Genomic DNA, 15,838 nt, shown 5'->3' on the forward strand with positions numbered 1-15,838 from the left:
GGGGGGTGAGCGGGAGCGACAGAGGGGCCGACTTCCCGCCCCGCACCGGAGAGGACGAGCACCATGTGCCCGCACACCTCGCCGTGCCGCGCCCCACGGCTGAGGCCCCCGACAGGGAGGCCGCTTTTATCACCGCACACCACCCTGAGCAGGGCTGGAGTGCGCTGTGCCACGGGGTAACTGCTCTTCGAGGTGATGTCGATCTCAGGCGCTGCCTACAGACCTGAGCTGCTCATTTGCGAGGGACATGTTTTCTCAGCAGTCCGTGAGGGACGGCGGCTCGAGCTCACACTGCGCCGAGGTGCTTCTCCAGCAACGTGACGCCGTAACTCTTCCCACCATCACCGTTCTTCGAGGGCTGCTCCCCGACCACCGTGTACCCCGCGTCCTCGTAATACCGGCGCAACCGCGCGTTGTTGGCCAGGCAATCCAGTCGGCAGATCGCGCGGCCGTACGCGAAGATCCGCTGCTCGGCTTCAGCCAGCATGATGAGTCCCGCACCGGACGGTGCCGTCATGCGGTCAACCATCAGCCGGTGCACGTAGCCGGCGACCGGCGGTTGTTCTCCCCATGCGGCGAGGTCGTCCCACCACAACTCCCATGCCCCAGCGGTCGGACCTTCCGGCCCAAGTGTGGCGATCCACACCTCCCCGTCATGCAGGCGTGCGCGGAAGTGCGACCGCCCCAGCTCACCCGGCTTCCATTGATCGATGCCGCGCTCGATCTGCCAGTGTGCAGCAGCATCTCGAAGGCGAACGAGTTCGGAGAGGTCACTCTCCGCGGCCTGTCGGAAGGACATGGTCAGGCTCGAAGCAGTGTCCGTCATGAGACTGATCTTGCCTCACGCCTACTGGAGCAGGATGCGCTCCTCTGGTTCGGCTGCGCGCTGCGTCCCCGCCACCCTGGGGTGCATTACGCCGTTCTCCGCTGCCTGGACGCGGAACGGGTGGTGTGGGTCAAATGGCTGGGACCGCTGAGCGAACTGGTCGTTCTCCCCGACTGTGTCAGTTCCCCGAACAGTGACGTCGTTTGTCCGCTGTTCGCCGGACACACCGGAAGCTGCCCCGTCCCGACGAGTGCGTAGCGACGAACCCGTGCCGCGTCCGCGGGGCGGAGCGAAACCGGCGAGAGCGCGTCACGCGGGAGGCGCGTGAACTCGGCGCGACCGGTCGGGTCGAAGTCAATGACCGTGCCATCGTCGTTGAGGGACTGGACGAACCACCGCGCTACTACCTTCAGCACGGCTTCGGCTACCAGTGCCACGACCAAGCCAAGCCCCACCACTACCGTCAGCACGGCCGAGCCGAGATCGGCTGGAAGGCGGAGGACGGAACACCAGCCTCATGAACTTCTCCTCCTGGCCCGCGCTCCTCGTTGTCGATGTCGAGGGGCAACGGCACCAACCCGCCCGACCTGGTCGAGGTCGCTGCTCTCCCCATGATCGAAGGACAGCCCGACACGGCCACTGCCGGCGCGTGGCTGATCAAGCCGAAGCGGCCCGTCACGCCCTTCGCCGCCCGGGTGCACGGCCTTACCAACCAGGCCCTCGAAGACAAGCCGGGCTGGGAGGAGACCAAGGGCGCGGTCCATGACCTGCTGGGTACGGCGTGGGTCGTCGCCCACAATGCCCACGTGGACTACCGCGTCCTGTCCGCGCACCTTCCGCAGTGGCAACCCGCCGGAGTCATCGACACGCTTCGGCTGGCCAAGGCCACCTACCCCGATCTGTCCAAGTACAGCCTCGACGCCCTGATCGAGCACGTCGAACCAGACCTGCGCCAGGCCCCCGGGCAGCGTCATCGAGCCACTTTCGACGCCTACGCGACCGCCCAGCTCCTCATCACCATGGCCGACCGGTACGAGAGCTGGGAGCAGCTCGTGACCGCCGCCGTTCCGCCCGGAACCCCCGAACCAGAACAGGAGCCCACCCTGTGGTGAACCCGAGGAACCTCATCCGCATCGGGGTGATGGGGGCTCGTTCCAGCAGCGGATCGCCGTCGCCGCGCGCCGGGACGGCGAAGCGCCCGTGCGGGGCGTCCTTGGGGGCCGAGCTGGCGGGGACGCGTTTAGCTATTTCTGCGCCGCCAAGGAGTGGAACGGTCGGTCCGTCCCCTGCACCGAACGCGAGGCCCCGCATCGGCTCGCCGGTGCGTACATCCCCTACGGCCTCCTAGCCTCGCCGTTTCGTCACGTCCATATCAACAGGAGAGACGATGCGGTCGCATAGCCGCCTCGACTCCTTGACCTGTTCACCATTGGGTTGATCGTTCCCCGCGACCCAGGCACGCGCGTGCGCGGCATCCCTGCCGCCCGCCAACTGCCGTTCCACGAGGCGCGTTTCCCGCACCTCGTCGGGGGCCTCCAGGTACCACACAGCTGCCATCGATCGCCGGGCGTCGCGCCAACCCGGCGCATCGCACGCGAGGTAGTTCCCTTCCGTGATCACTAGGCCCGCGGTGGGCCGCACCACGTGCCGGGCCGCAACCGGCTCGTGCAACGTGCGGTCGTAGTCGGGCACATACACATCGTGCTGCCGCTCTTGACTCACCCGGTGTACGAGCGCGGCGTAGCCCCAGACGTCGAAGCTCGGTGCCGATCCCTTGCGGTCGGTCAGGCCGAGTCGCTGCAACTGTGTGTGGGAGAGGTGGAAGCCGTCCAGCGGAAGATACGCGGCGGTGCCGGCGCCGTGCCGTTCCTCCAGCGCGGCGACCAGGGCTCGTGCGAGCGTTGACTTTCCCGCGCCTGGCGCCCCGGCGATCCCTAGGACGCACCGCGCCGGGCGTGCCTCCACCTGCGGTGGCGTGTCGGATCGCCCGTGCGCTGTGGCGAGCGCCCAGGCGTCGGCGGCGAGTGCGGGCAGCTGCGTGCGTGCGAAGAGATCACCCATGGCACGGCAGGCTATGGCCTCCGGATGCAGCCCGGGCACACTGGCCAAGCAACAAGGCAGCCAGGCAGCCAGGCATCCAGGCAGCTGCCGCACGCCCGCTACGGGTCTCGCCGGCTGGTCACTGGCGAAGCCCGTAGCGGCTGGCGCGTACGGATTACATCGGGGGCATCAACACGGAGTCGATGATGTGCACCGTGGCGTTGGAGGTCTTGACGTCACCACACACGACCTGGGCACTGTCGTTGACCTTGAAGGAAGCGCCCGACCCGGCGGTCGTCAACTTGCTCTTCTCCAACGTCGGGTACGAGCCGTTCGCCAGCTTCTCCGGCGACAGCGGCTGGCCCACCACGTGGTAGGTGAGGACCTTCGTCAGCATCGCCTTGTCGTTCATCACCTTCTCCAGATCGGCCTTCGGGATCTTGTCGAAGGCTTCATTGGTGGGGGCGAACACGGTGATGTTCTCGGCGCTGTTCAACGTATCGACCAGGCCCGCCTTCTTGACGGCGGCAACCAGGGTGGACAGGGCCGGGTTGTTCGATGCGGCGGTGGCGACCGGGTCCTTGGCCATGCCGTCGAAGCTGCCCGATCCCTCCTTGGGCACCGTGGAACAGGCCATACCGAACGGCTTGGCCATGGCGTTGTCCGCCGAACTCGGCTGCTCATCGGAAGGCCCCGGCTTCTCCTCGGCCGATGCGGAGCTGTCCGCGCCGCTGTCCTGGTCCTTGCTCTTGTCGTCGCCGCCATCCGAGCACGCGGTCAGCGACAGCGGCAGCGCGGCTGCGGCCACCAGGGCGAGCGCGAGGCGACGGGTGCGGCGGGTGCGAGGGGTGTGGGGGGCGCGGGCGGTGGTACGCATGGTCGTACTCCTTCAGTGGGGTTTCTGGCCTGGGGATTTGCCGGTTGGCGTGGGCCGCGGGTCGTTCGTTACGGGTTGTGCGCTGCGGGTCGTGCATCACGGGTCGTGCATCACGGGTCGTGCGCCGCGGGTCGTGCGCCGCGGGTTGCGCGCTGCGGGTCGCGGGTCGTGCGTTACGCGGTGCACGGGTCGGGACAGCAGTTCGGGGTCAGGGTCTGGCGAACGTCTGGGGAGCCTTCACAGTCGCTATTCGGAGCGGTGGCTGGGCCGGATTGCCCCTTCATCCAAAAGAGTTGCGCGCCGGCCCGCCGGCCCCCGGGCTCTCGGGAGGCCCCTGGGCTGCCGGTCGGGCGGGCCACACTGTCGGCCGCTTACGACCAATCCACACCGTGGGCGGCTACGAATGTGCGAGTGGGCCTGCGTACGCAGGTACCTCGCCAGGGAAAGGGCCACATCGTGCGAGAACCCGTACGCATCGGCGGTACCGCCGAGCACGGGCCGGGGCTCACCGAGCTGCTGGAGCAGGTTGCTCAGGGCGACCAAGATGCCTTTGCTCGCGTCTACGACGCGGTCGCCGGTCCCGTGCTGGGCCTGGTGCGCCGGGTGCTGTGCGACCCCGCGCAGTCGGAGGAGGTCACGCAGGAAGTATTCGTTGAGGTGTGGCGGACCGCCGCCCGCTTCCAGCGCGAGCGGGGCTCGGCCATGACCTGGGTGATGACGCTCGCGCACCGGCGCGCCGTGGACCGGGTGCGCTCCGCCCAGGCGCGGACCGACCGCGAGGAGCGCGTGGCCCGGCTGGAGCACATGCCGGCCTACGACCATGTGAGCGAGCAGGTCGAAAGCCGGCTGGAGCGCGAGCAGGTACGCCGCTGCCTGGGCGGCCTCACCGAAAGACAGCGGCAGGCGGTCACCCTCGCCTACTACCGGGGCTTGACCTACCGCGAAGTGGCGGAACTCCTCACGCTGCCGCTGGGCACCATCAAGACGAGAATGCGGGACGGTCTCATCCGACTCCGCGACTGCCTGGGGGGCGGCTCATGACCGCAGAACTGCACACCCTGACCGGGGCGTACGCCCTACACGCCCTGCCAGGGCCCGAGCGGGAACGCTTCGAGCGACATCTGGCCGCATGCGAGGCATGCGCCCAGGAGGTTCGGGAGTTCACCGAGACCACCACCCGGCTCGGCCTGGCCGCCTCGATCCTGCCCCGGCCGGAGTTGCGCGATCGCGTGCTGCGCCGGATCAGCTCCGTGCGTCAGACGCCGCCGCAGGACCTCCGGCGGGGCGTGAGCAACGGCCGCGGCCTGGGCTGGATCACCCGGCGCACCACGCAGCTGGCGTTGGCTGCCTGCGTCAGCGCGGCTGCGGCCCTGGGCGGTGTCGCTCTGTGGCAACACCAGGAGGCCGAGCAGGCGCGGAGCACCGCCGACCGAGCGCAGCAGCGGGCCGAGGCTCTGACCAGGGTCATCGCGGCACCCGACGCGAAGACGACGAACGGTCGGCTCGCCGATGGCGGCGTCGCCACCGTCATCGCCTCCCGCTCTCAGAACAAGGTCGCCGTCCTCGCCGCCGGCGCCCCCGAGCTGCCGGCCGGCAAGGTCTACCAGATGTGGTTCAACGACGGCGGCACGATGCGCCCGGCGGGGCTCCTTGGCCGCGGCGGCTCCAGCGCGGCGGCCCTCATGTCCGGCGCCATCGAGGACGCGTCCGGCATGGGAATCACCGTGGAACCGGCGGGCGGCTCGCCGCACCCGACGACATCGCCGGTGGCCGCGCTCCAGCTGCCTGCCTAGTGGCCCTCAGCTGCCTGCCCAGCGGTACGGGCCTCGGCCAGCGGCACACAGATAAGGCCCCTCCCCCGCGGCGTCGGCAGGTCGCCGCGGAAGAGGGGCCCGGGGCCGGGATCAGCCGAAGGTGAAGGCGTACACCTCGATGCCGGGCGCGGGGCGCACCTCGATGCGTGCCGTGTGCGGCGTGTCCTCATCGACGAGCGTATAGAGCGTAGGAACGCCGTTGACCTGCACGGTTTTGGTGACCTTGCCATCTACGAGCACCTCGACCGGCCCCTTCCCTGCGAGGACCAGATGCACCTTTTTGGCTCGGTAGGTGAGGGCGAGCCGTGCGTCGCGGCCGGCGGTGAAGTGCTCGTAGCCGGCCGTCCAGATGCCGTCGAGCGTCACCGCGTCGCGGGGTGCGTCGGCGGGGAAGCGGTAGCGCTTGGCGGTGTCCGCTGCGAGCGGGTCACCGGTGTACCGGCTGATGCGATGGGTACTGAGGTACGTCTCCGGAGTGCGGCCCTCGGTGAGGTCGTCCGTGCGCCCTGTGGTCTTGTCGGGGAGCGCAACACCGGGGTTGGCCTGCCGCAGCAGATCGCGGATAAGGCCCTCGGTCTGGTCGTACCTGCCCTCGCCGAACGTGAAGTAGCGCACGGTGCCCGTGGCGTCGATGAGGTACTTCGCGGGCCAGTAGCGGTTGCGGTAGTTGTCCCAGGTGGCGAGTTCGTTGTCGAGGGCAACCGGATAGTCGATGCCCATCTTCTTGGTCTGGTCGGCGACGTTTTTGGCGTTCTTCTCAAACGCGAACTCGGGTGAGTGCACCCCGATTACCTGCAACCCGGCGTCCCGATAGGTGCGGTCCCAGTCCTTGATATGCGGCAAACTGCGCTGGCAGTTGATGCACGAGTAGGTCCAAAAGTCGATCAGAACGACCTTGCCACGCAGTGCCGCCAACTTCACCGATCGCCCGCCCGGAGTGTTCAGCCACTGGGAAATGCCCTTAAGGCTCGGTGCCGTACCGCACGAACGAAGTTCGGCAACGCCGTCCTCGCACCGCGAAAGCTCCTTGTTCTCCTTGCCGTAGAGGCCGGAGAGCTTTTGCCGGGCGGTGTCGCTGTCCTCGATGCCGCGCCGCGCCGATGCGGTGTAGTCGGGCAGGGAACGCTGGATGGCGGCCGTGACGTCGAAGGCCAGCGCACCGGCCAGCGCGATCATCACGACGCCCGCGACGATCCGTAGCCCGCGGGCCCTGGTGCGGAAGGACGCGACCCGCTCGGCGACCCGCCGGCCGGCGAGCGCGAAGACCAGCAGCGGAATCGCGGTGCCCACCGCGAAGGAGAGGGTCAGCGCCACGATGTCCGCACTGATGCGTCCGCGCGCCCCGGCGACGGTGATCGCCGCGAGCACCGGCCCTGCACACGGCACGTACAGCAGCCCAAGGCCAAGACCCAGGACGAACGCGCTCCCCTCCTTGTTGACCTGCCGCTGCGGAATGCGAGCGAACGGCTTCTCCAACAGGCTCTCCACCTGCGGGAAGACCAACCCGAGACCGATGAAGATGAGCAGCGTCAGGCCGACATAGCGCAGGATGTCGTCGGGCAGCCCCAGGGCGGAAATCAGCGTCACCCCGAGCAGGGCGAAGAAGCTGAAGCTGATGACGAGGCCGCCCACCACGGCGTACGGGCGCCGGTTACGCACCCTGCGCGCCGTCGCGGGACCGGCCCGGCCGGCCGCGTTCGAGACTTGAGCGCCGTCCGACGCCTGGGCACCGTTCGAAGCCTGGGCCCCACCCGCGGTAGGGGACGCTGCCGGCCCCGCGGACACTTTCAGTCGCCGCGTCGCCGATCGTGGCGCGTCGGTTGGCGCGGTGCCCGTGGGCAGTGAATCGCCCGCAGGCGGTGAGCCACCCGCGGGCGGTGGTCCGCTGCCGGGTCCGCCGGCCAGGAAGACGACGGGCAGGACCGGCAAGATGCACGGCGAGACCGCCGTGATCAGCCCTCCCAACAAGCCGATCAAGATCAAAGTGAGCACGGGTCCGCCCTTCGGTCAGGAGACCGGGGTGCCCGCTCTCCGCACCCTTGTTCGCAGCCGAACCCCTACCGGATTGCCGCCGGCCACCACCCGCCAGCCGGCTGCGCCGCGGGCGCTCCCCGACCCGGCGCCTAGGCGACCTCGCGCGCGCGTGAGGGCGGGGGCAGCGCCTGGGCGGTGTGGAGGAGATGGGCGTAGCTGTGGCGCAGGGTGATGAGCGACGTGCGGGCCTCGTGATACGCCGCGGCGGCCGGGCCGCCGCGCGTGCCCAGGCCGCGGACCGGGGCGCAGTGGCGTTCCAGGGCGGTGAGCCAGGCGCGCTGTGCAGCGGGCAAGTGACGGCGCCCCGACTGCCGGCCGCTTTCACCCAGCCGGTACGCACCCATGCCGAGCGCCGCCTCCGCCGCCTGGATCACCGGCGGTTCGAGCGTGCCCGGCAACAGCCCGCCCGGGCGGGCAGCGGCAACGCGGGGCAGAGCACCGTGGTCAGTAACGCGCCCGGGGCCAGCTCCTGCTGCCGGGCCGCCCCGCCGGCCAGGGGCCGCAGCGCGGACGAGTGCGGCGAGGGCCGTACGCTGCTGGTCGGTCACCCGCGCGGCCTCCACCACCCGTTGCTCCGCGGCCAGTTGGGCCCGCAGCGTATGCAGCACCCGGGCCAGCCTGCGCAGCGCCGTGGCCGTCGCCGGGGCATCCGGGCCCAGGTCGGCCAGCGTGTGGGCGAGGGTCTCGGCAAGCCGGAACAGCCATACGCCGCGCGCCTCAAGTCGAGTCGTGGCCAACATGAAGTGGTCCAGCCGGCTGAGCGGTTCGCCCTTGGGTGACCAGCGCACCACCGGCACCAGCCGCTCCACGCGCGCCAGTTGGTCAATGGGCAGATGGCGGCGCGGCTTCCGGGCGGGCGCCCAGTTGTGCAGCGCGAGCGCGGGCAGCGCCACGAAGTTCGGGTGGTCGAGGCGGTGCGCGAGCACGGACCACAGCTCGACCAGCCCCGCGTTGACCTCCGCGTCGTGCACCGGGCTCATCGGGTCCAGATGCGCCCAGCCACAGGCCAGCGTCAACACGGCGACACGCATGGCCGCCGCCTCCGCATTGCGGGGCGTCAACCGGGCCACCCGTACCCGCAGCGCATGGAGCTCCCCAGCCTGCTCGGCGCGCGCCACCAACGCACGGGCGGCGGCCTGCGACGGCGCGAGGGCAACCTCGGCGGCCAGCGCGTCCAACTGCACCCAGGTGCCGATCATGGCTCGCACCGGTGGCCGAGCAGGGAGGAAGCCATGCGCGAGCCGCTCCCCGAGCTCGTACCACGAGGGCGCCACCGGCTCCCGCCACGCCACGGCTCTGCCGCGCGCGCGGAGCCCCGGTTCCGCACTGGCGCCGGCGCGCCCCGTCGTGTTCGCCCCTTCCACTGCTCCCGCGGCGCGCGCCGCGGGAGCAGTGGGCTGTGTGGAGTCCGCCACGGTTGATATTGCCGACATTCCTACGCCCCTTCGTCCGGTTTCCCGACGCCGCACTGCGCGCTGATTGAGCAGGCCAGCGCCGTTGACGCCCTCGGCTCCACCGCCTACCCCCTCCGTCGCCATTCGATCTGGTCTGTCATCGACCCTTGTCCCTACCGTCACTTCTTCCTCGGCCGTGTACGTCCGGCACACGCGCCACACCCCGACTACCCGCACATCCACCGCCCCGACCCCCGCCGACGCATTCAGCGCTTTTGGGCTATCTGCGCCTTTGGGCTACCTGGCTCTGCGGGTTTTTGCAGATTGCTCGGGCTCGCTGGGGTTTTTGGTTTTTCCGTTCTCGCTCAGCCTCGACAGCACAGCACTGCGCCACAATGCGGCGCGGCCAGCCATCCGGATTCGCCAGCGAATACGGCACCCGAATTCGCCGCGGTGCAGCGAGACGCATACGCGTGGACCACATGTACGGGGCATCGACCCGCGCGTATTGCCGACATGAGAAATGCGAGAGCCCGCACGCAAAGCCGACTGCACAACGGGCCCCGAGTGACCCCAAGGGCCGCCGCAAGGGGGGCTTAAAGGGGTGCAGCCCGGCCGCTCCAGAACTCGGCAGTGATCACCGATGGAGTGCTCGCGGGGGCCATCCGGGCGGCGGTCGAAAGCACGCTCCAGCGTCGGGTAAGATTTCTGACGTCAGCGAGCGCCGCTAGCTCAGTTGGTTAGAGCAGCTGACTCTTAATCAGCGGGTCCGGGGTTCGAGTCCCTGGCGGCGCACGTCGCGTTGTGGGCCTTCTCGTCATAGACGAGGAGGCCCACAGTCGTTCCGTAGTCATCGCGACCGTCCGCGCTGGGCCCCTGGCCGCGCGGTGGGGGGATGGTCAAATCGGAGGTAGCGGTGCACAGTCGCGGCATGGCGAGCGATATTCAGGAGCGGATCAAGCGACTGATCATCGATGGGCGGCTGCCCTCCGGGGCTCCGCTACCTACCGAGACCGAGCTGATGGAGCTGATGGGCGTCAGCCGGAACTCGGTGCGGGAGGCCCTGAAGGCGCTCCAGGCGATGGGCATCGTAGAGATTCGGCATGGTTTCGGCACCTATGTCGGAGCCATGTCGATGGCACCCATGATCGAGGGCCTGACCTTCCGCACTGTCGCCGGGCACTACCGGGGCGAGGACAGTCTGCTTCAACTTCTTGAGCTGCGCGAGGCGCTGGAGACCGGGCTGCTGGCCCGGCTGGTCGGGCGGCTTCCGGCCGCCGACCTCGCGGAGCTGGACGCGCTGGTGGAGCGGATGCAGGCGGAGGCGGCCAAGGGTCCGGTGGGTGCCGACACGGACCGCGCCTTTCACGCCGCGCTCTATCGGGGTCTGGACAACCAGTTGCTCAGCGAGGTGCTTGAGGCGTTCTGGGACGCCTTCCACCGGGTGCGTACGGACCTGGTGGACGGCGTTCCGGACCCCAAGGTCACCTGCGAGCAGCACCGCGAGATCCTGGCGGCGGTCCGCTCGGGCGACACCGTGCGGGCCGAGGCTGCCGTACGCGACCACTTCGGCAACATAAGGACCCGGCTGCGCTCCACCGCCCAGCACGACTGAGCAGCGCCGAAGAGGCGCCCTCGCATAGCACGACTGAGCGCCGCCGAAGAGGCGCCCTCGCGCAGTCCCCGCTTCCCCTCCCCCACCCCGTGCGCTGGCGGGGCCGATCGGTCCTGCCGGCGCCCTGCTAGCCACCTGCTAGCACGGCCGGGCTCGCTGGCCCCGCTGGTCTCGCTGGTCCCGCTGGTCCCGCGCTAACCAACCGCCGGGCCCGTCCGCCGCGCCGGCTGCGCGTTGCGGGCCAGTTCCAGCGCGTACTCCGGCCACCACTCGCCTGCCTGGGGCCCGCCCTTGCAGGGGCCGTCCGACTCGCCGGGGCGCTTGACCCAGAGATAGGCGTCCACCAGTTCGTCGTCCGTTTCGGTGGTGGGGGGCTCGCCCAGGGCGCGTCCCTGGGGGTTACACCACGCCTGCGGGTCGTCCGCACCGGGGGCGGGCCCGCGGCCGTTACGACCGGTGTCGATCACGAAGTGCTTGCCGCCGACCAGCGCCGACAGCTTCCGCCCGTACACCATGTTGTCCCGGGTGGTCTGGTAGTTCGAGGTGTTCAGGGCAAAGCCATCGGCCTGCTCGATACCGGCCCGCTGGAGCGCTTTCGCCATCCGGCTGACTTTGGTGATCCAGCGCGGGTTGCCCGCGTCCAAGTACACCTTCGTGTACGGCAGTTCAGCCAGTTTGCTGATCGCTTCGGCGAGCAGCGCGTACCGCTCCTCGTGGTAGCGGTGCGGCGTGCAACCGTCCTCCACGTGCGGCAGCGCGTCCGGCTCCAAGATGACGGTGGCCGGGCGATTGCCGATCCCGGCGGCCACCTGGTCCAGCCAGGCCCGGTAGGCGTCGCCATCGGCCGCGCCGCCCTTGGAATACTGGCCGCAGTCGCGGTGCGGGATGTTGTAGAGCACCAGCAACGCGTCCCGGTCGGCCTTGATCGCCGCCGTGGTGAACGCGTGCGCCTGCCCCCTGGGGTCATCCACCCCGATCCACTCGGCGACCGGCTGCCGGGCGATGCGTTCGATCAGTTCCGCCGCGCCAGCGCGCCCGGCCGCGCGATACCTGGCGAGTTGCTGGGCGGCGTTGCCCTGCGGATTGACCCAGTACGGCACGACCGCCTTGGGGCGCTGGCCCAGCGGCTTGTCGGCGGCGGGTTCACGACCTTTGGCGGGCTCACGGTCACCGGCTGGCTCGGACGAGCCACCGCATCCGCAGAGCAGCAGCAGCGCCAACCCAGCGGCCGGCGCCAACCGGGCGAACACGCGGGGGAGGCCGGTTCGGCTGCCGGGCACCCTCTCCCCATCGGATGGCCCGTGCGAAGTCCCACCGGGCTCCGCACGGAACGCGACCAGTCGAAACAAACCCCTACCCACCGTCCCTGCGCGACCCATGTCCGTATGTCTGTAGGTCCCCTGTTGTATCGCGGCCGAGCCCCGCGAGGGGGTGGCGACATGGCGTCCCGCTCCCCGTCCCACCCATCTCACCCGTCCTCGTCAGCCCTGCTGGCGCACCCCCGTCAGGTATGCGGAGACCACGACGTTGGCGGTGTACGAGCGGCTGTCGCGGTCGAAGCTGCCGCCGCAGGTGATCAGCCGCAACTCGGCCCGGCCCCGCTCGCGCGGGCCGTAGACGCGCCGGGCGTTGAACTGGTCGCGGGTGACGACCTCGACGTCCTCCACGGTGAACTCGGCGATCGCGCCATCCGCGCGCGCGACCCGAACCCGCTCGCCCGGCCGCAGGGTGCTCAGTGCGTAGAAGACGGCCGGCTTGGACTTGGTGTCCACGTGGCCGACCAGCACCGCCGCGCCCGCGGCGCCCGGCCGGGTGCCGGTGCGGTACCAGCCGACGTCACCCGGTCTGTCGTACGGGGGCGGGGCGACCGCGCCCGATGAGTCCAGGCCGCGGCCGATGATGCGGGCGTGGCGCACATGGGCGGCCTTGATATCGATGGTGCGGGGCTCGGCGGCGGCAAGCGGCTCGTGCGGGGGCGGCAGGGCGCGTTCGCCGGGGCGTCCCACGGCGGCCACATCGCCGGTCGTCGGCTCCGCGAATATGCCGCCGCCGCCCTCCTTGCCCCACAGCCACAGCGCCACCAGCAACACGGCCCAGGCCAGTCCGATGAGCAGCTTCCCCCGACCGCCGCTCGTCGCAGGTGCCTCCGTCATCGGCGTCGCTCCCGTACAGCTCAGCCGACAGAGCGGCCGGATCGGCCGCGTCGGTGGAGCGCGAGGCCGCCCAGCGTCAGCGCGGTGCCGCCCGCGAGGGCCAGTCCGTACACCTCGGCGCCGTCCAGGCCATCGGCAGCTGCCATGCGCTTGTCGTCAGCGGGCTTGCGGGTCTTGTCGGCCGCGCCGCCACCGCCGGCTTGTACCGGTCCGATGGGCTGCACGCGCACAAAGCCATCGGGCCGCCCGAAAGCGTCGGGGTGGTGCTGGGGCTCGTCGTGGCGCTGACCGTACTGCCGACTTTGCTGCTGGTAGTGCTGCGGGTCGCGGTCGCGGCGGAAGCCAACGGCACCGACGTGGACGTTCGCCTTGGCCACGCCGTCGCGGCCGTCACAGCGGACGGTGATGTCGTAGATGCCGCCCGCCGCCGCGGAGCGAATCGTCGCCTCGGCGTAGAGGCCGCCACCACTTTGGCCGCCCGCAGGGGCGAGTTGGGCGTCCACGACGAACGCCTTGGAGATGGCGGTGCCGGTCCTGCTCTCACAGCCCCAGACCCGCAGCTCCACCCCGTCGCCTGGCTGGGCATTGGCCGGGCTGACGAAGAGCGTGCCGGGGGGCAAGGGCTTGTCGGTAGCGAAGGCAGAAGTAGGGGCGGCTATGGCCGCGCCGGTGGCGGCAACCACCGCACACAGCGTGAGGGACAGAGAGCGCATAGTGAACCTCCTGCAACCAGGGTTCTCGCTCCCTGCGTCCCCGCGCATCCGCTCCGGCCTGTAGTTGCTCCGTTCGCGTGGGTACACGGCGCATGCGGCGGCCATGGCGGCCGGCCGGCTTCGTCAAAGGCGGTCCACCAGATCGGCGATGGAATCCACCACCCAGGAGGGGCGGAAGGGATGGCGATCGACCTCTTCGGGGCGCGTGAGGCCAGTCAGGACAAGAAACGTTTCCATGCCTGCTTCCAGGCCCGCCAGCACGTCCGTATCCATGCGGTCCCCGATCATCGCCGAGGTTTCCGAATGGGCGCCGATCGCGTTCAGCCCGGCCCGCATCATCAGCGGGTTGGGCTTGCCGACGAAGTACGGGTCGCGGCCGGTGGCCTTGGTGATCAGTGCGGCGACCGATCCCGTGGCGGGCAACGCGCCCTCGGCCGATGGGCCGGTCTCATCCGGGTTGGTGGCGATGAACCGCGCGCCCGCGTTGATCAGCCTGATCGCCTTGGTCAGCGCCTCGAAGCTGTACGTACGGGTTTCACCGAGGACGACGTAATCGGGCTCCGAGTCGCTGAGCACATAGCCGATGTCGTGCAGCGCGGTAGTCAAACCCGCCTCGCCGATGACATACGCGCTGCCGCCTGGGCGCTGGTCGTCCAGGAACTGGGCGGTGGCGAGCGCCGAGGTCCAGATGTTCTCCACCGGCACGTCAAGGCCCATGCGCGTGAGGCGTGCGTGCAGGTCGCGCGGGGTGTACATGGAGTTGTTGGTCAGTACGAGGAAGGGCTTGCCGGAATCGCGCAGGCGCTTGAGGAAGACGTCCGCCCCCCGGATCGGGGTGCCCTCGTGGATCAGCACCCCGTCCATGTCGGTGAGCCATGACTCGATCGGCTTGCGCTCTGCCATTACCGGACTCCTGCCGTACGACGCGTGCGGGGACGCCGGCCGTACCGCGCTGTACGACGGGCGTCCCCACAGCCTAATCAGCCGGAAGTGACCTTGACCCCACCCGGGCGCGCCTGATGCGCGATGCGGCCCGCGCCCTTGGGCACCAGGTCAGCGCAGCGCGACCCGCGCGCTTGAGCACCGGGTCAGCGCTGCGGCGCCCCGTTCGCATCTCATCAAGCGTGCAGGTGCACCCCGCTGGCTGGGCGTGCCGCGTCAGTTGCCGGTGGCGGACTTCCACGCGTCGATGTACTCCTCGTAGTTCTCGTCGATGTCCTTCCAGTCCGGCTTGAAGACCTCGACGCCCTTCATGATCTGGGCGAGCGCGGTGGCGTTCGGGTCGGTGGCATTGATGTCCGTACGGGCCGCAAAGCCGCCGCCGATGTCGCTGACCTGGCGCTGAGCGGTCTCGCTCAGCAGGTAGTCGAGGAACTTCTTGGCGTTGGCGCTGTGCGGGGCCTTGTTGACCAAGCCGGCCGCGTACGGCAGCGCGAAGGTGGTCGGGTTGCCACCCTTCTTGGCCGGGAACCAGATGCCGAGGTGGGGCATCGTCTTGGACTGCTTGTAGTTCATCTGCACATCACCGTTGGCGATGTGCAGCTCGCCCTTGTCGATCTTGGGCGCCAGCTTGCTGGTTGACGAGGACGGGCCGACGTTGTTGGACTGGAGGTCGCCCAGGTAGTCCATGGCCGCGTCCTTGCCACCGAAGTCGTGCATCGCCTTGATGACCACAGCGGTGCCGTCGCCTGCAACGCCCGGCGTGGAGTATTGGAGCTTGTTCTTGTACTTGCCGTCGAGCAGCTCCTCCCAGGTCTTCGGGGGCTGCTTCAACTCCTTCTTGTTGTAGGCGAAGGAGAAGTAGTTGTTGACGACCGAGGTCCACTTGCCGTCCGGGTCCTTGTCGCTGGGCGCGACCTGCTGCGCGCCCTTGGGCGTGTACGTCTGGAGCAGACCCTTGTTGTCCGCCTGCTGGATGAAGGGCGGCAGGGTGATCAGTACATCGGCCTGGGTGTTGGACTTCTCGCGGGTGGCGCGCTGCACCATCTCGCCGGAGCCACCCTCGACGTACTTGACCTTGATTCCGGTCTCCTTCTCGAAGTCCTTGAAGACCGTGTCGTACCAGCCGTTGCCGTCCTCGCCCTTCAGACCGTCCGCGCTGTAGACGGTGATGACCTTGGCGTTCTTGTCGGCGGTCTCGCTACAGGCGGCCAGCGACCCGGCGAGGACGAGGGCACCGCTGATGGCGGCAACCGGCTTGAGGTAGCTGACGTGCGGCAAACGCCGCAGGGGCTTGGGGTGCTTGCGGTTGGTGATGCGTGTGCGCATGACGTGTCGTATCTCCATGACGGGGGACGTCTCGGGGACGGAATTGCCGCCGGGACGGGGGGACGGTCGGGGACAGCACGTGGGGGGCGGGGCCTTGGGTGGGG

15 protein-coding genes, 1 tRNA gene and 1 pseudogene are annotated in these 15,838 nt (G+C 69.6%); 7 read left to right on the forward strand and 10 right to left on the reverse strand.

Going from position 1 to position 15,838, the window contains the following annotated elements; genetic code table 11:
* Positions 1 to 83 precede the first annotated feature (83 nt).
* A pseudogene (locus tag FHS42_RS36170) lies at positions 84 to 179 on the forward strand (DUF5999 family protein); the annotation flags it as partial.
* A gap of 107 nt (positions 180 to 286) precedes the next feature.
* Here the strand turns inward: FHS42_RS36170 and FHS42_RS10480 are convergent.
* Entirely contained in the window at positions 287 to 826 is a 540-nt protein-coding gene (locus FHS42_RS10480; protein ID WP_246494455.1) for a GNAT family N-acetyltransferase, read from the reverse strand.
* Between the two features lie 203 nt (positions 827 to 1,029).
* On the opposite strand from FHS42_RS10480, the gene FHS42_RS10485 reads away from it, so the two are divergent.
* Together FHS42_RS10485 and FHS42_RS10490 are read left to right on the forward strand one after the other, a co-directional pair.
* A complete protein-coding gene (locus FHS42_RS10485) occupies positions 1,030 to 1,347 on the forward strand; it encodes a hypothetical protein (RefSeq protein WP_246494456.1) in 318 nt (105 codons plus the stop codon).
* 33 nt (positions 1,348 to 1,380) lie between these two features.
* Complete coding sequence (locus FHS42_RS10490) at positions 1,381 to 1,938, forward strand: 3'-5' exonuclease (RefSeq protein ID WP_246494457.1); 558 nt, start codon at positions 1,381 to 1,383, stop codon at positions 1,936 to 1,938.
* A 232-nt stretch (positions 1,939 to 2,170) separates the two neighbouring features.
* Here the strand turns inward: FHS42_RS10490 and FHS42_RS10495 are convergent, their stop codons facing one another.
* Together FHS42_RS10495 and FHS42_RS10500 are read right to left on the reverse strand one after the other, a co-directional pair.
* The gene (locus FHS42_RS10495) at positions 2,171 to 2,887 is read right to left on the reverse strand and encodes a nucleoside/nucleotide kinase family protein (RefSeq protein ID WP_221476311.1); all 717 of its coding nucleotides are present in this window, start codon (positions 2,885 to 2,887) and stop codon (positions 2,171 to 2,173) included.
* Between the two features lie 154 nt (positions 2,888 to 3,041).
* A complete protein-coding gene (locus tag FHS42_RS10500) occupies positions 3,042 to 3,743 on the reverse strand; it encodes a fasciclin domain-containing protein (protein ID WP_184571297.1) in 702 nt (233 codons plus the stop codon).
* Between the two features lie 456 nt (positions 3,744 to 4,199).
* Between FHS42_RS10500 and FHS42_RS10505 the strand changes: the two genes are divergently transcribed.
* Together FHS42_RS10505 and FHS42_RS10510 are read left to right on the forward strand one after the other, a co-directional pair.
* Positions 4,200 to 4,784, forward strand: coding sequence for a sigma-70 family RNA polymerase sigma factor (locus FHS42_RS10505; RefSeq protein WP_184571299.1), 585 nt, complete (start codon positions 4,200 to 4,202; stop codon positions 4,782 to 4,784).
* On the forward strand, positions 4,781 to 5,536 hold the full coding sequence (locus FHS42_RS10510) for an anti-sigma factor (protein ID WP_184571301.1): 756 nt from the start codon (positions 4,781 to 4,783) through the stop codon (positions 5,534 to 5,536). The genes FHS42_RS10505 and FHS42_RS10510 overlap by 4 nt, the downstream gene beginning before the upstream one ends.
* 111 nt (positions 5,537 to 5,647) lie before the next feature.
* On the opposite strand, the gene FHS42_RS10515 is transcribed toward FHS42_RS10510, so the two are convergent.
* Both FHS42_RS10515 and FHS42_RS10520 read right to left on the reverse strand, forming a co-directional pair.
* Entirely contained in the window at positions 5,648 to 7,549 is a 1,902-nt protein-coding gene (locus FHS42_RS10515; RefSeq protein ID WP_184571302.1) for a cytochrome c biogenesis protein DipZ, read from the reverse strand.
* 131 nt (positions 7,550 to 7,680) lie between these two features.
* Positions 7,681 to 9,024, reverse strand: a complete 1,344-nt coding sequence (locus tag FHS42_RS10520) for a hypothetical protein (RefSeq protein WP_184571303.1) — start codon at positions 9,022 to 9,024, stop codon at positions 7,681 to 7,683.
* Between the two features lie 682 nt (positions 9,025 to 9,706).
* Here FHS42_RS10520 and FHS42_RS10525 point away from each other — a divergent pair.
* Positions 9,707 to 9,780, forward strand: a tRNA-Lys gene (locus FHS42_RS10525).
* Between the two features lie 136 nt (positions 9,781 to 9,916).
* Positions 9,917 to 10,600, forward strand: a complete 684-nt coding sequence (locus tag FHS42_RS10530) for a FadR/GntR family transcriptional regulator (protein ID WP_184571305.1) — start codon at positions 9,917 to 9,919, stop codon at positions 10,598 to 10,600.
* 194 nt (positions 10,601 to 10,794) lie between these two features.
* Here the strand turns inward: FHS42_RS10530 and FHS42_RS10535 are convergent, their stop codons facing one another.
* The 5 genes from FHS42_RS10535 to FHS42_RS10555 all read right to left on the reverse strand — a co-directional run bounded on the left by FHS42_RS10535 (position 10,795) and on the right by FHS42_RS10555 (position 15,734).
* Positions 10,795 to 11,880, reverse strand: a complete 1,086-nt coding sequence (locus tag FHS42_RS10535; protein ID WP_312866816.1) for a glycoside hydrolase family 6 protein — start codon at positions 11,878 to 11,880, stop codon at positions 10,795 to 10,797.
* 201 nt (positions 11,881 to 12,081) lie between these two features.
* Positions 12,082 to 12,753 carry a class F sortase gene (locus tag FHS42_RS10540; RefSeq protein ID WP_184571309.1) on the reverse strand — a complete coding sequence of 224 codons (672 nt, stop codon included), beginning with the start codon at positions 12,751 to 12,753 and terminating at the stop codon, positions 12,082 to 12,084.
* Between the two features lie 20 nt (positions 12,754 to 12,773).
* A complete protein-coding gene (locus tag FHS42_RS10545) occupies positions 12,774 to 13,466 on the reverse strand; it encodes a hypothetical protein (protein WP_184571312.1) in 693 nt (230 codons plus the stop codon).
* Positions 13,467 to 13,589: 123 nt separating this feature from the next.
* Positions 13,590 to 14,369 carry an HAD-IIA family hydrolase gene (locus FHS42_RS10550; protein WP_184571314.1) on the reverse strand — a complete coding sequence of 260 codons (780 nt, stop codon included), beginning with the start codon at positions 14,367 to 14,369 and terminating at the stop codon, positions 13,590 to 13,592.
* A 255-nt stretch (positions 14,370 to 14,624) separates the two neighbouring features.
* Complete coding sequence (locus FHS42_RS10555; RefSeq protein WP_184571316.1) at positions 14,625 to 15,734, reverse strand: 2-aminoethylphosphonate ABC transporter substrate-binding protein; 1,110 nt, start codon at positions 15,732 to 15,734, stop codon at positions 14,625 to 14,627.
* Between the last annotated feature and the right edge of the window lie 104 nt (positions 15,735 to 15,838).

The organism is Streptomyces zagrosensis, assembly GCF_014203645.1.
In the GTDB taxonomy this organism is placed as follows: domain Bacteria; phylum Actinomycetota; class Actinomycetes; order Streptomycetales; family Streptomycetaceae; genus Streptomyces; species Streptomyces zagrosensis.

Coding starts and splice junctions, on each gene's coding strand:
- FHS42_RS10480 (WP_246494455.1), bottom strand. CDS start 826: ATGACGGACACTGCTTCGAGCCTGACCATGTCCTTCCGACAGGCCGCG.
- FHS42_RS10490 (WP_246494457.1), top strand. CDS start 1,381: ATGTCGAGGGGCAACGGCACCAACCCGCCCGACCTGGTCGAGGTCGCT.
- FHS42_RS10495 (WP_221476311.1), bottom strand. CDS start 2,887: ATGGGTGATCTCTTCGCACGCACGCAGCTGCCCGCACTCGCCGCCGAC.
- FHS42_RS10500 (WP_184571297.1), bottom strand. CDS start 3,743: ATGCGTACCACCGCCCGCGCCCCCCACACCCCTCGCACCCGCCGCACC.
- FHS42_RS10510 (WP_184571301.1), top strand. CDS start 4,781: ATGACCGCAGAACTGCACACCCTGACCGGGGCGTACGCCCTACACGCC.
- FHS42_RS10520 (WP_184571303.1), bottom strand. CDS start 9,024: ATGTCGGCAATATCAACCGTGGCGGACTCCACACAGCCCACTGCTCCC.
- FHS42_RS10530 (WP_184571305.1), top strand. CDS start 9,917: ATGGCGAGCGATATTCAGGAGCGGATCAAGCGACTGATCATCGATGGG.
- FHS42_RS10540 (WP_184571309.1), bottom strand. CDS start 12,753: ATGACGGAGGCACCTGCGACGAGCGGCGGTCGGGGGAAGCTGCTCATC.
- FHS42_RS10545 (WP_184571312.1), bottom strand. CDS start 13,466: ATGCGCTCTCTGTCCCTCACGCTGTGTGCGGTGGTTGCCGCCACCGGC.
- FHS42_RS10550 (WP_184571314.1), bottom strand. CDS start 14,369: ATGGCAGAGCGCAAGCCGATCGAGTCATGGCTCACCGACATGGACGGG.
- FHS42_RS10555 (WP_184571316.1), bottom strand. CDS start 15,734: ATGCGCACACGCATCACCAACCGCAAGCACCCCAAGCCCCTGCGGCGT.